The sequence below is a fragment of the Mycobacterium mantenii genome (assembly GCF_001667865.1).
GTDB classification, from domain to species: Bacteria; Actinomycetota; Actinomycetes; order Mycobacteriales; family Mycobacteriaceae; genus Mycobacterium; species Mycobacterium mantenii_A.
Genome location: NZ_LZJP01000096.1, coordinates 1 through 13,803, shown reverse-complemented (window position 1 = coordinate 13,803; position 13,803 = coordinate 1). Strand labels below are relative to the sequence as shown.

General features: G+C 66.4%; 9 protein-coding genes. 3 read left to right on the top strand and 6 right to left on the bottom strand.

Annotated elements, in window-relative coordinates; all coding sequences use genetic code 11:
- Positions 1–2: 2 nt before the first annotated feature.
- The 4 genes from cysK to A5688_RS16685 all read right to left on the bottom strand — a co-directional run bounded on the left by cysK (position 3) and on the right by A5688_RS16685 (position 7,200).
- Entirely contained in the window at positions 3–935 is a 933-nt protein-coding gene (gene cysK, locus A5688_RS16700) for a cysteine synthase A (RefSeq protein WP_067911680.1), read from the bottom strand.
- 582 nt (positions 936–1,517) lie between these two features.
- Positions 1,518–2,321 (bottom strand): trehalose 2-sulfotransferase, encoded by an 804-nt coding sequence (gene stf0, locus A5688_RS16695; protein ID WP_067830350.1) that lies wholly within the window; start codon positions 2,319–2,321, stop codon positions 1,518–1,520.
- Positions 2,322–2,535: 214 nt separating this feature from the next.
- Positions 2,536–2,808 carry a hypothetical protein gene (locus A5688_RS16690; RefSeq protein ID WP_207546688.1) on the bottom strand — a complete coding sequence of 91 codons (273 nt, stop codon included), beginning with the start codon at positions 2,806–2,808 and terminating at the stop codon, positions 2,536–2,538.
- Positions 2,809–2,955: 147 nt separating this feature from the next.
- Positions 2,956–7,200 carry a bifunctional nitrate reductase/sulfite reductase flavoprotein subunit alpha gene (locus A5688_RS16685; protein ID WP_067911677.1) on the bottom strand — a complete coding sequence of 1,415 codons (4,245 nt, stop codon included), beginning with the start codon at positions 7,198–7,200 and terminating at the stop codon, positions 2,956–2,958.
- A 329-nt stretch (positions 7,201–7,529) separates the two neighbouring features.
- Between A5688_RS16685 and A5688_RS16680 the strand changes: the two genes are divergently transcribed.
- Complete coding sequence (locus A5688_RS16680) at positions 7,530–7,997, top strand: LppP/LprE family lipoprotein (protein WP_067830503.1); 468 nt, start codon at positions 7,530–7,532, stop codon at positions 7,995–7,997.
- 334 nt (positions 7,998–8,331) lie between these two features.
- Entirely contained in the window at positions 8,332–9,750 is a 1,419-nt protein-coding gene (locus tag A5688_RS16675; RefSeq protein ID WP_067911674.1) for a nitrate/nitrite transporter, read from the top strand.
- On the opposite strand, the gene A5688_RS16670 is transcribed toward A5688_RS16675, so the two are convergent.
- Both A5688_RS16670 and A5688_RS16665 read right to left on the bottom strand, forming a co-directional pair.
- Positions 9,740–11,692, bottom strand: a complete 1,953-nt coding sequence (locus tag A5688_RS16670) for an acyl-CoA dehydrogenase (RefSeq protein ID WP_067911671.1) — start codon at positions 11,690–11,692, stop codon at positions 9,740–9,742. The two genes, A5688_RS16675 and A5688_RS16670, sit on opposite strands and share 11 nt — an antisense overlap.
- Before the next feature lie 102 nt (positions 11,693–11,794).
- The gene (locus A5688_RS16665) at positions 11,795–13,597 is read right to left on the bottom strand and encodes an ATP-binding cassette domain-containing protein (protein ID WP_082995944.1); all 1,803 of its coding nucleotides are present in this window, start codon (positions 13,595–13,597) and stop codon (positions 11,795–11,797) included.
- 24 nt (positions 13,598–13,621) lie between these two features.
- Between A5688_RS16665 and A5688_RS26955 the strand changes: the two genes are divergently transcribed.
- Positions 13,622–13,803, top strand: a 182-nt coding sequence (locus tag A5688_RS26955; RefSeq protein ID WP_242663212.1) for a hypothetical protein, incomplete at its 3' end; no start/stop codon positions are given.

The following is a 13,803-nucleotide window of genomic DNA, read 5'->3' as shown; positions in this document are numbered from 1 at the left end:
GGCTAGTCCGCCAGGTCGGAGTAGAGCGCTGTGCTCAGATACCGCTCGCCGAAGTCGGGTAACACCACAACGATGAGCTTGCCGGCGTTTTCGGGGCGCCGGGCCACCTGGAGGGCAGCCGCCACGGCCGCGCCCGAGGAGATCCCGGCCAGCAGCCCTTCTTCCGTGGCGAGCCGCCGGGCCAGGGTGAGCGATTCCTCGTTGGTGACGGTGATTATTTCGTCGACCAGATCCTCGTCGAGCACCGGCGGGACGAACCCGGCACCAAGGCCCTGGATCGGATGCGGCCCCTTCTTACCGCCGGACAGGACGGGTGAGGCGGCCGGCTCGACCGCGATGAATTGTGTCGACGGTTTGCGTTCCTTGATGACCTGGGCGACACCGGTGATGGTTCCGCCGGTCCCCACCCCTGCCACGAAAATGTCGACCTGCCCATCGGTGTCGCGCCACACTTCTTCGGCGGTGGTCGCACGGTGGATCGCCGGGTTCGCCGGGTTCTCGAATTGCTGCGGGACGAAATACCGCTGGTCGGATTTGGCCAATTCCTCGGCCTTGGCGATCGCGCCCGGCATACCGTCGGCGCCCGGTGTCAGGACGATTTCGGCGCCGTAGGCGCGCAGCAGCATCCGACGCTCAACGCTCATCGTCTCTGGCATGGTCAGGACGCAGCGGTAGCCGCGGGCCGCGCACACCATTGCCAGCGCGATACCCGTGTTCCCGCTCGTCGGCTCCAGGATGACCGTGTCAGGCTTGATCAAGCCTGCTTTTTCGGCTGCGTCGATCATCGCAACCCCGATACGGTCCTTCACGCTGTTTCCGGGGTTGAAGAATTCCAGCTTGGCAACGACATCGGCGACAGCGCCTTCACTGACCCGGCGCAGCCGGACCAGCGGAGTGTTTCCGATTACCTGCGTGACGTCTTCGGCAATGCTCATCTGATTTCCTCAGCGATGTCAGGACATGGCGTTTCGCCCTGCCGGCGGATGCCAATGTGGGTTGCGGACCCGGATGCGGCCCGGCTCGGTGTGGACAAATCGATCATTGCTGGTTGATCTTCCTGAATGGCTTGTGACTAGCGCCCGATCTGGTTCCGCCCGGCGGACCGGTGATACTGCCGGCGTCCAGTGCTACACGTTCTTGAGCGTTGGAAGGCGTCAGGAAATCAACAACAACAACAGCCCATGGTGGGGCGGCGCGTAAGGACAAAGCGCGGCTGTGTGGCCTGTTGCATAGCCCCACTATAAGACATTCGTCCTGGTTGGCCATCTCGCTGATCTGCACGGTGCCCTCGTTCCGCAGCAATACCCTCTTTTTGCTGTCAACCCGGTGAAGCGGGTGGTAATTCCGGCACACCATCGGCGGAACGGCAGGACGCGGGTGGATTGTGGCCACAGACATGCGGTCGGCGCCGCCCAAGACCGCGCGACACGACTCGGCGGACCGGCGTCGCCTAGACGTCCGTTCGCATGCCGGGTGCCATCCCGCAACAGGCTCGAGGACTCAATTCACCGACCCGATCAGGTTGGCAGGCCGTGCTTTTCGGCATCGGCGCGGTAGCGGTCCACCCACTCGTCAGAACGCTGGTCCGCCTGGCGTTCCAGCACCGGCTGGGGCGCCAACTCTGGATCCAACCCGAGAGCCTCGAGGATGGAAGCCACCACCTGAGTCAGGTTGCGCCACAGCACCGGATACGAAACCTCCATCGGTCTGACATTTTCTTCGGCGAACCAAGTTCGCCAGCCTTCCTCCTGAGCGCGCAGCATGGTGACGACGTGGGCAATCGCTCCGGCGTGGTAGGTGGCTCGCGCGTCCCGGATCGGGTCGGGCCTGCCTCGCCAAACCCGCGTCTGCACCGCCCGCCAGAACGACACTGCCTGGGACACCACGTCGGGCCGGTACACGTGAATCAACAATGGCTGCTCGCCCACCACGTCGGTGATCGCGGCCAGCAGGCCGTCTCCACTTCGGTCCGGCAGGTTCTTGGCACGGTCCAGCAGCAGCGGCGTTTGGTTCCACATCAGTTTGCCGCCCCACACCCCGTTCGGTGTGCGTCCGACGGTACGGATGTAGGCACGCCAAATCTCGGGCGGCGCGAGGTCGGGCGTCCCGGCGTCCAGCGGGTCGAGCAGGCTCAGGATCGACTGGTCCTCGACGCCGGCGAACCACTCCCGCGGCTGCGGGGACTGGCTGGTGGACGGCAGGTACTGGAAGAACTCCTGGGGCTCGCCGGCCACGCCGGTTGCGCGCAAGGATTCGACCAGCAGCGTGCTACCGCTGCGCTGCGACGCCAGCACCAGGTATGACGACGGGCTATCGGTCACCCGCAAAGTCTAACCAGAATTTGAAATCCCAATCTGGGAACCACGATTAGGGTCAGCATGAATGAAAGTCTTGCGGTTGACAGGTTTTACCCACGCATTGCGGCGACGCGCGACGCCAATGTCGCGCCACGTCACCGTGGGGGGTCAAGTGGTTCAGCGCTATTCGAGGTTGTTGCGCGTCGACCCGGGCCGGGCGAATGCGGTGACGTTTCGATCAACGTGAATCTGACGTGATGTGCAGCGTCTGCGCGCCGTCTTGTTCGTCGGCGGCCTCGCAGACGCAGACGTGGGCGCCATGCCGCCACGGCCCGAACTGTGTACCGCGCCTGCGCAGCAGATGCTGCGCGTAGACCTTGTCGCGTTGATCCCGCGAGAACGCGAAGTCCAGGTTGATGGGCAGTCCCGCCCAATCGACCTGGTCGCCGACCATGTCCTCGGCCGTGCCGCCGTACCGCAACCGGCACTGCAGCGGGCAGCCGTTCTTGATGACCCGATCGGGTCCATCACACTCCCGAGCCACGATGACGTCACTCCTTCAGGTGCGCGACCTTGTGAGTGCATCGTGCGACGCGGAAGTTTCGGCGGCTGGCGCGCGACGTTTCCGCTGTGTTACGGGTTCGGCGGCCGATCGGCGCTAGTAGACGTCGCGGTGGTAGCGCTTGTCGGCGCTCAGGGATTGGGCATAGCCCTTGGCCGCCTCCGGATCGAGCCTGCCGAATTCGGCCGCGATCTCGCAGAGCGCCCGGTCGACGTCCTTGGCCATGGGATCCGCGGTGCCGCAGACGTACAGCTGGGCGCCGTCCTGCAGCCAGCTCCACAGCTGCGCCCCACGGCTGCGCATCAGGTGCTGCACGTAGACCTTCTGCTGCTGGTCCCGGGAGAACGCGAGGTCCAGCTCGGTGAGGAACCCGTCGTCACGCATCTGCTCGAGTTCGTCGCGGTAGTAGAAGTCGGTGGCGGCGTGCTGCTCCCCGAAGAACAGCCAGTTGGGTCCGGTGTGGCCGAGCGCCCGCCGTTCCTGCAGGAAGCCGCGGAAGGGCGCGATACCCGTGCCGGGGCCGATCATGATCATGGGCGTGTCCGAGTCACTCGGCGGCCGGAAATTGCTCGATTGCTGCAGATAGACGGCGACCCGATCGCCGGGGGAGCGGTCGGCCAGGTAGGTCGAACACACCCCGCGGCGCGGCACACCCTGGAAGTTGAAGCGCACCGGCGAGACCGTCAGGTGTACCTCGCCGGGGCAGGCTTTGGGACTCGACGAGATCGAATACAGCCGCGGCTGAAGGCGTTTGAGAACCCGCAGCCACTCGTGGGCCGACGCGGAGACCGGCAGTTTCGACAGCAGGTCGATGGACTGTCGCCCCCACGTCCAATCCGCCAGTGCGCGTTTATTTTCCGGCTTTAGCAGCTCCGCGAGTGTCGAATCACCGGTGCGCTCCTGGACGAACCGCACCAGGTCGCGGCTGATGTGGGCGATCTCGATGCGTTCGGTGAGCGCCGAACGTAATGACATCAGACCGTGCTCGCCGACCTCGACCGGGGTCTGCCCGTTCAGTCCGGTGACGGACAGCCATTCGTCGACCAACTGGTCGCTGTTGCGCGGCCACACCCCGAGCGCATCACCGGCTTCGTAGCTCACGACGTCTTCCGGCATGTCGAAAACCAGATGCCGCACGTCTTTTGTCGATTCCGGCTGACTCAGCACGGTGTTGCGCACCATGCCGGTGATCAGCGGGTGCTTCTTGTTGTAGGTGGCTGGCACGGGCGCACCCGGGCGGGGCGTCACCGGAACCGCCGAAGTCCGCGCCGGTGCCGCTGTGGCACTTCCGTCTCCGCCGACGGACGTGGGCGTGCGGGTCAGGGCTTCGATGACGTCGCCGACCCACTTCGCCGCGGAGTCGTCGTAGTCGGGTTCGCAGTCCACCCGGTCGGCGATGCGGGTCGCTCCCAGCTCGGCGAGGCGCGCGTCCAGGTTGCGGCCGTGACCGCAGAAGTCGTCGTAGTTGGAGTCACCCAGCGCGAGCACGGCGTAGCGGGTGTCGGTGAATCGCGGTGCGGCTTCGGAGGTCAGCGCCCGCCAGAGGCCCGCGCCGTTGTCGGGCGCGTCACCGTCGCCGGTGGTGCTGGTGATCAGCAACAGTTCCCGCGTCGTCGTCAACGCGGCCGGCGGGAAGTCGTCCATGCTGTGCAGCGCGACCGGCAGTTCGGCGGCGGCCAGTCGCGCGACGATCTCGGCGGCGAGTTCCTCCGCGTTGCCGGTCTGCGATGCCCATAGCACCACGACGGGCGCGCGTTCGGCCGCGGGTTTGGCATCGGCGGGCGCGGCGGGCGGCTGCTGGACGGCCGGCACGGCAACCGACCGCGACGCCTCGGGCAGCGCCACCGGCTGGGGTCCGTCGATGCGCGAGAACAAGCCGGCCAGAAGGCCGTCCACCCACAGCCGGGTGCTGGAATCGAACGGCGCGCTCAGCGGCAGGGTGGGTACCCCAGCCGCGCTGCGACCGGCGTCCGAGCGAAGGCCGGACAGCATGCCGGCGAGATATGCGCGGCCGAGCTCGTTGAATTCCGGTCTGGGTTGTGTTGCCACACCGAGCAATTCGCCGAGGGCGTCGACTTGTGACACGCTGATTTCTCGTACCTCCGTGGGCGCGGACTCGGGTGTGTCGGTGGGTGCCGGCGTCTCGGCACCCGAATCGGGTTGCGAGACGGCGATCTTCGTCAGCGTGACGGCGCACGCCTTGAATTCCGGTTGGTTCGAGATCGGATCGACGGCATCGTTGGTGACGGCGTTGATCGACAGGTATTCGCCGAAGGCGTCGTTCCAGTGGAAGGGCGCGAAGCAGTTGCCGGGCCGCACCCGGTCACTGATGACGGCGGGCAGCACGGCACGGCCGCGGCGGGAAGCGATTTCAACCTGATCGTCGTCGGCGATGTGCAGGCGGGCGGCGTCGTTGGGGTGGATCTCGACGAACGGCCCGGGGTTGAGCCTGTTGAGCTTGGCGACCTTGCCGGTCTTGGTCATGGTGTGCCATTGGTGGGGCAGGCGACCGGTGTTCAGCAGGAACGGGTAGTCGTCGTCGGGCATTTCCTCGGGCAGCAGGTGCGGGCGGGCGAAGAACACCGCGCGACCGGTCGGTGTCGGGAAGGCCAGCCGCGGCACGCTCCCGTCCTCGCGGACAAACTGCGTCTGGCTGACACCATCGTTGACATAACGGATCGGGCTGCGGTCGCCCTCGCTGTCCGGGGCGCACGGCCACTGCAGCGGGCTGCGGCGCAGCCGCTCGTAGCTGACACCGCGGAGGTCATAACCGGTCTTCGGGTTCGAGAACCGCTTGATTTCTTCGAAGACCTCTTCGGCGGAGGCGTAGCTGAACGCTTCCGAAAAGCCCATCTCGCAGGCGATCCGGGCGATGATCTGCCAGTCGGGCAATGCGTGGCTGGGCGCCGCGACCGCCGGCTGGAACAACGTCATATTGCGCTCGGAATTGACCATGACCCCTTCGGACTCGGTCCACAGGGTGGCCGGCAACAACACATCGGCGTATCCGTTGGTCTCGGTCTCGAAGAACGCGTCCTGGGCTATCACCAGTTCGGCGCGCTCCAGCCCGGCCAGCACCGTCTTTCGATTAGCAACGGAAGCAACGGGATTGGTGCAAATTATCCAGCATGCCTTGATTTGTCCGTCGGCCATGCGGGAGAACATGTCGATGGTGCCGCTGCCGACCTCGGTGCGCAGCGTCCCGCGCGGGATGCCCCACAGGTCTTCGACGAACTCGCGGTCGTCGTCCGATGCCACCGAACGCTGGCCCGGCAAACCCGGCCCCATGTAACCCATCTCGCGGCCGCCCATCGCGTTGGGCTGGCCGGTGAGGGAAAAGGGACCGCTGCCCGGCTTGCAGATCGCGCCGGTGGCCAGGTGCAGGTTGCAGATGGCGTTCGTGTTCCAGGTGCCGTGGGTGCTCTGGTTGAGGCCCATCGTCCAGCAGCTCATGAAGTTCTCGGCCTCGCCGATCATGCGGGCCGCCGCGCGGATGTCCTCTTCGGCGATGCCGGTGATCTCGCTGACAGTCTCGGGGGTGTACTGCTCCAGGAAGCTGGGCATCACCTCCCAGCCGTCGGTGAATTCGGCGATGAAATCGGGGTCGGTGTGACCGTTCTCGACGATCAGCTGCAGCAGACCGTTGAGCAGTGCCAGATCCGATCCCGGCGCGATCTGCAGGAACAGATCGGCCTTGTCGGCGGTCGCGGTGCGGCGCGGGTCGACAACTATCAGCTTTGCGCCGGCCTTGACCCGGTCCATCATCCGCAGGAACAGGATGGGGTGGCAGTCGGCCATGTTGGCGCCGATGACGAAAAAGACGTCCGCACGCTCGAAGTCTTGGTATGACCCGGGCGGTCCGTCCGCACCCAGCGAGAGCTTGTATCCGGAGCCCGCGCTGGCCATGCACAGCCGCGAGTTCGACTCGATCTGGTTGGTGCCGATGAAGCCCTTGGTCAGCTTGTTCGCCAGGTACTGCGCCTCGATCGACATCTGGCCGGACACATACATCGCGAAGGCGTCCGCGCCGTGTTCATCGATGATCGCCCGTAACCGCTTCGCGCACTGGGTGATCGCCCGATCTATGTCGATGGGCTCAAGCGGCTCACCACGGTCGGACCGCGCGTGCGCGGAATCCATCCGGCCCGGCGCGCCAAGCATGTCCGCGGTGGTCGCGCCCTTGGTGCACAACCGGCCGAAGTTGGCCGGATGTTGCTTGTTCCCAACCGACTTGGCGATGTGATCGCGGCCCGTTTTAGGATCGGTTGTGATCTGCAACACCATGCCGCAACCGACGCCGCAGTAAGCGCACATGGTGTTCACGGCGTTCTCAGGCGCCATGGACTCCCTTGCCACGCTTACGTCCCTCCATCGAGTGCGTACGGGTTAGCTCCGTATCGGGTGAGTTCATTGTGGAGCAGGCATGTTTCGGCACAGCTGCCCGAAATTTCCCCCGGTTTACTTCTTCCTCTCAACGGCCGGTAGGCCCGTGTGAATTCGCCGGGGATATTGACGGCTCAGATTCGCGTTACCGCAGGTCATCGTTGACCATCCGTCCCGCCCGAGGTTACTCACGGCGCCCCGCGAAACGCCTCTCAGAACGGGGTTTTTGACCAAACCGACGGCACATTCACAGTCTTCGCTAAGCTCACCGCGTGCGTCAGCTCATTGTGATCGTTCTGGTTTTGCTGGCCTCCGGCTGCGGCTGGAAGTCGACCCCGCCACCGCAGGCCCGAGCCGACACCTGCAAGGAATCCGACGGGCCCGCCGCCGACACCGTCCGCCAGGCGATCACCGCGGTTCCCATCGCCATCCCCGGCACCATCTGGGTGGAAATCGGCCGGGGGCATACCCGAAACTGCCGGCTGTACTGGGTGCAGATCATCCCGACGATCGCCAGTGAATCGAGTCCACAGCAACTGCTGTTCTTTGACCACAACACGCCGCTCGGTAGCCCCACCTCGAACCCAAAGCCGTATATAACCGTGCTACCGCCCTCGGATGACACCGTCACCGTCCAATACCAGTGGCAGAAGGGAAATGATCAGCTGTGCTGTCCCACCGGGATCGGAACGGTGAAGTTCCGGATCGGCTCGGACGGCAAGCTGCAGGCCCTCAGCAAGATTCCGAATCAATAACGTTCCACGTAATCACTTTCGCGCGAACCCGCCACACCCAATGGCGTTGTGTCACAGGCTGATCACACGCCGGCGTGGCCCGCGGCCGCGGTTCGTCGCGACCGGGAATCAAAACCGCCCACGGGCGAAGGCATTTCGGCCCGCGCGCGACGAACACAGACAGCGTTCACTCAGGAAATTCTCATCGCAGGATGCGGGATTTTTTGGGAAGCCCTGCCATTCTGGACTACCAGTGCCCGGCGGCCACGGCGGAACCCCCGATGCGCCGTAGCGGCCGGACGACCCGGCATCCACACGTGACGCCCGCGGACACTGACGCTGGAAGGCAGGGTTGATGGAGCGGCCACGACGCATCGCGCACTGGGATCCAGAAGACGACGTGGCATGGGAAGCCGGTAACAAGGGCATCGCCCGGCGCAACCTGGTCTGGTCCATCGCGACCATGCACGTTGCGTTTTCCATCTGGTACTTGTGGTCGGTGATGGTGCTGTTCATGCCGCAGTCCGTCTACGGGTTCTCCACGGGCGACAAGCTGTTGGTGGGCGCCACCGCCGCACTGGTGGGGGCGCTGGTGCGGATTCCCTACGCCATGGCCACGGCCCGGCTTGGCGGCCGCAACTGGGCGGTGTTGTCGTCGCTGGTGCTCCTGATCCCCACAATGGGCGCCATCGTGTTGTTGGCGCACCCCGGCCTGCCGTTGTGGCCGTACCTGGTCTGCGCCGCGTTGACGGGCCTGGGCGGCGGAAACTATGCGGCATCGCTGGCCAACGTCGAATCCTTCTTTCCCCAGCGTCGTAAGGGCTTCGCGCTGGGTCTGACCGGCGGAATCGGCAATCTGGGCGCGGCGAGCATCCAGGCCGTTGGGCTGGTCGTGCTGGCCACAGCGGGAAACCAGGCGCCGTACTGGGTGTGCGCCGTCTACCTGGTGCTCTTGGCCGTCGTCGGGATCGGCGCCGCGCTGTTCATGGACAACCTGGACCACGTCATCGACGTCGCTCACGTGCGCTCCGTGCTTTCGGTGCCGGATACCTGGGGGATCTCGTTCCTCTACATGTGCGCCTCGGGCTCGTTCATCGGGTTCGCGTTCGCGTTCGGCCAGGTCATTGCCCACAACTTGATCGCCGGCGGGCAGACCCACGGGCAGGCGGCGCTGCATGCCGCCGAGATCGCCTTCCTCGGGCCGCTGCTCGGATCGGTGGCGCGGGTGATCGGCGGCAAGCTGGGGGACCGCTTCGACGGCGGCCGCGTCACGCTCACCGTGCTGGTCGCGATGATCGTCGCCGGAGGGTTCTTGGTGGCCGTCAGCACCCACGACGACCTGACCCGTGCCCCCGGCGCACCGGTGTCGCTCTACACGACCGCCGGCTACATCGCCGGATTCATCGCCCTGTTCATCTTCTGTGGCGTCGGCAAGGGATCGGTGTTCAAGCTCATCCCCTCGATCTTCGCCGAGCGCAGCGGCGCGCTGAACCTCACCAACACCGAGCGCCGCCATTGGGAACGCGCCCGGTCTGCGGCGTTGATCGGCTTCGCCGGATCGTTCGGCGCGCTCGGCGGCATGGTGATAAACCTCGCGCTGCGGGAGTCCTACGCCATCACCGGCACCGAGACGCCGGCGTTTTGGGCCTTCATGATCTGCTACGTCGGCGCAGCGATGTTGACCTGGGCGAGGTACGTGCGGCCGCACCGGGCCACCCCGGTGCCGGGCCGGCCGGCCTGGGAGGCGATCGCCGACCAGCCCGTCAGCTCGTGAGGGCCTCGGACAGATTCTCCGGATGCAGCATCTCCGCGTAGCGCAGCTGCTCCGGGACCCCGAAACCGTCGACCACCGTCTCGGCGTGCGGGCGCAGCGCCCGGCAGCGATCGTTGATTCCCCGGGTGACCGCCTTGGCGCGCTCGGTGGACAGGTAGCGGTGCTCGATGTACCAGGCCTTGTCGTCCTCGATCACCGAGAGCGCGTACAGGTCGCACAAGATGCCGAGTAGTTCGCGGGCCTGCTCGTCGGGGCATGCGTCGATCCCGGCGACGAAGGCCTCGAGCACGACGCGGTCGATGTGCGCGCCGGCCGCGTGTAACACGTGGTCCTGCACCGAGTTGAACGCATCGAATGCGGACATCTCTTTGGATTTGGCCTGCAGCCGCCGTGCCACGGAGGCCAGCAGGTATTCCTCGCGGTCCTCGAACATCTTGATCTGGGTGCCGCGGTTGAACAGGCTGCCCTCTTCCTCGCTGTCCTGGCGGGCATCCACGATGGTTTGGATGATCGTTTCTGCCGCAGTGCGTTTGACGACGCGTTCGCCAACGGTGTTGGCGGCGAAGCGAACCCATTCCACCGGGCTCATGCTCTTGATGTCGTCGGCGTACGCGGTCAGCAGCTCCTTGGCCACCAGCTGGGTCAGCACGTGGTTGTCGCCCTCGAACGTGGTGAAGACGTCGGTGTCGCCCCGCAGCCCGATCAGCCTGTTCTCGGCCATGTAGCCCGCGCCGCCGCAGGCCTCGCGGGACTCCTGGATCGCGCGGCTGGCATGCCAGGTGTTGGCGGCCTTCAGCCCGGCGGCACGCGCTTCCAGTTCGCGCTGCTCGTCGGCGTCGGGCGCGTCCGCGCTCTGCACGTCATGACACTTGCCGACCAGCTCGTTCTGCGCGAACTGCAGCGCGTATGACTTCGCGATCAACGGAAACAGACGCCGCTGGTGCACCAGGTAATCCATGATCAGCACCTCGGAACCGTCATCCGGTGCGCTGAACTGCCTGCGCTGCAACGCATATCGGGTGGCGATATCCAAAGCCACCCGGCCCGCGGCACCGGCGCTGCCGCCCACGGTGATTCGGCCGCGGACCAGGGTGCCCAACATGGTGAAGAACCGGCGGTTCGGGTTGTCGATCGGCGAACTGTAAGTGCCGTCGGCCGCGACGTCGCCGTACTTGTTCAGCAGGTTGACCCGCGGGACGCGGACGTGGTCGAACACGATGCGGCCGTTGTCGACGCCGGGCAGCCCGCCCTTGTATTCGCAGTCCGACGTGGTGACGCCGGGCAGGTCGTTGCCGTCCTCGTCGCGGATCGGGACCAGGACGCAGTGCACACCGTGATGGACCGGCTCGCCGTCCTCGGTGGTGATCAGTTGCGCGAAAACGGCTGCCATGGTTGCGGTTTCGGCGGCGCCGCCGATGTAGTCCTTGCGGGCCGACGGGGTGGGGGAGTCGATGACGAACTCTTCGGTCTGCGGGTCGTACGTCGCGGTGGTCTCCAGCGACTGAACGTCGCTGCCGTGTCCGGTCTCGGTCATCGCGAAACAGCCGCGCAACTCCAGGCTGATGATCTTGGGCACGTAGGCCTCGTGGTGGCGTTCGGTGCCCAGGTTCTCCACGGCCCCGCCGAACAGCCCCCACTGGACGCCGGCCTTCACCATCAGCGACAGGTCCGACATCGCCAGCATCTCGATCATCGTGATCGCCGCACCGACGTCGCCGGTGCCGCCGTGTTCTTTCTTGAAGCTGTCGGCTGCCGCGCCGAACGCCGCCATGATTCGCATCTGCTCCGCCACCTTGGTGCGGGCGATCACGGTGTTCGGTGTGTAGTGCGGGCGGAACAGGTCCTCGGTGAGCGTGTCGCGCATCCGGTTTCTGACATCGCGCCAGCGCCCGTCCAAGGCGTTGCGCAGATACTCGGCAGTGGTAGTCGTTTCAGGCGCCATAAGCCCGACAGTAATGGGCGGTTCGGGTCGCGGGCGAACATCGACGGCGGTTCATGTCGGCGAAGGAAGCTTCGCGACGGCAGCAACCTCTGGCGGCTGAACTCAGCGCTCGGGGTGACGGGCTTGCGGGGCTTCGCGATTCGAGGGCGGGTTGCGGTTTCCGCCGAGCGGCGAGCGCAGCCGGTACAGCGTGAACCCGGCCGCGATGACGCCGAACAGCACGAGCATCCCCATGTCGAACAGCCACCAGCCGCTGTAATGGGTCCACGTCAGCGCGTCGGCGGCCAGCGAGTCGACTCTGCGCAGATTCGTGGTGGACGCCGCGGCCGCGAAGCCCCACTGGGCCGGCACGAACCAGCTGATCTGCTGCAGGCCCCATACGCTGACCAGCTGCACCAGGCTCCCGTTGAACAGCGCAGACGCGAGGACCACCGGAACCACCAGCGGCAGGACTTCCCGCGGCGACTTCCCCAGCGACGACAGCGCGAGGCCGATGATCGCGGACACGATCGCGGTGACGGCCACACTCACGTACAGCTCGACCGTGGCGTTGTGCAGCAGGACGGCGCTGCGTCCCGGCTCGCCCTTGACCGCGACGACGATCGCGAACACGACGGTCGTCCACACGGCCGCGGCCAGGCCGTACACGGTGATCTTGGCGGTGAGGTAGGCCGGCGCGGACAGACCGACCTCCTGCTCGCGCCGGAAAATGCGATGCTCGCAAACCAGGGCGCGGACGGTCAGTGCCGTGCCGATGATCACCGCGGCGATATTGAAGGCGGCCAGGATCTCGATGGCCTCGTGCGCGTTGGTACTGCCCGGGTCGGGGCGCGTCAGGCCGGAACTCCCCGGGATCAGCAGGGCCAACCCCGCCAACACGAACGGCAGGATCGCCAGGAAGGCGAAGTAGATGCGATTGCCGAGAAGGAGGTGGACCTCGCGCCGGGCCAGCAACCGGATCTGCCGGCCAGGCGGCAGCCCGGGCGGCGGTGGCCACGGCGCCGCGACGTCCGGCGGCGTGGTCGGTGCCGCCGTCTGCGGCCGCGCACGATAGGCGCGGTGGGCTCCCTCGGGATCGGCGCCGACCTGGGTGAGGACCCTCGACCAGTCGCTGGTGCCCAGCGCGGGCTCGATCTGCAGGGGCGTTCCGAGATACGCCGGTTTGCCCGCGGCGGTGAGCACCAACACCTGGTCGCACGCGTTGACGTCGGTGAGCGAGGTGCGTGCCGAGATCGCGACCACGACGGCGCAGCCGATATTGGCCTGGTGCCGCAGGACCGCCATGACGTGACGTTGTTGGGCCGCATCCAGTCCGGCGGTGGGTTCGTCGACCACCAGCAGACTCGGCCGGGTGATCAGCTCGACCGCCAGGGCGGTGCACCGGCGCACCTCGGGTGAGAGTCGGCGGATTCGGGTGTCCCGGTGCGGCACCAGCCCGAGTTCGTCGAGGACTTGGCTGACCACATGGTCGCGTTGCTCGGGCACGGTGTCCGGTGGCAGCCGCGTGTCGGCGGCATACCGCACCACTTGCGCGACGGTGAGCTGCCGGTGCAGGCGGTCGTCTCGCGCGACCACCCCGATGCGGGTGCGCATGGACTCCGGCTCGGCGTGCACGTCGTGTCCGTCCACGGTGATGCGCCCAGAGCTGAGTTTTCTCGTGCCGGCCAGCAACCCGAGCAGCGCGGAATTACGTGCGGCCGACGGCCCGATAACCGCGGTCATGGCGCCGGGACGCACGGTGAACGAGATGCCCGACAGCGTCTCGTGCCCGTCGACCGTCATCCCCAGCTGGTAGGCGGTCGCCCCGGTGGTGCGCGACGCGGATCCCAGCGGCAGGCGATAGGTCGCGTTGGGCTCCTGGGTGCGGAAGGAGGGGCGCTGCGCGCGGAGCTTGCTGGTCACCATGCGCTCGATCAGGCTCGGGCCCTTGTGCCCTCGCTGACCGTATGGGCCGGACCGACGAGGTATGTCTTCACCCCGGGCCGCGACGTGGTGGTGGGCTACGGCCCGGGATGTGACATCCCGCTGGAGCGCCTGGGCAATCCCCCACAACCGCCCCCGGCGCCGCGGGTGGACGTGATCCTGCGGTTCACGGGAACTCAGTGGGTGGC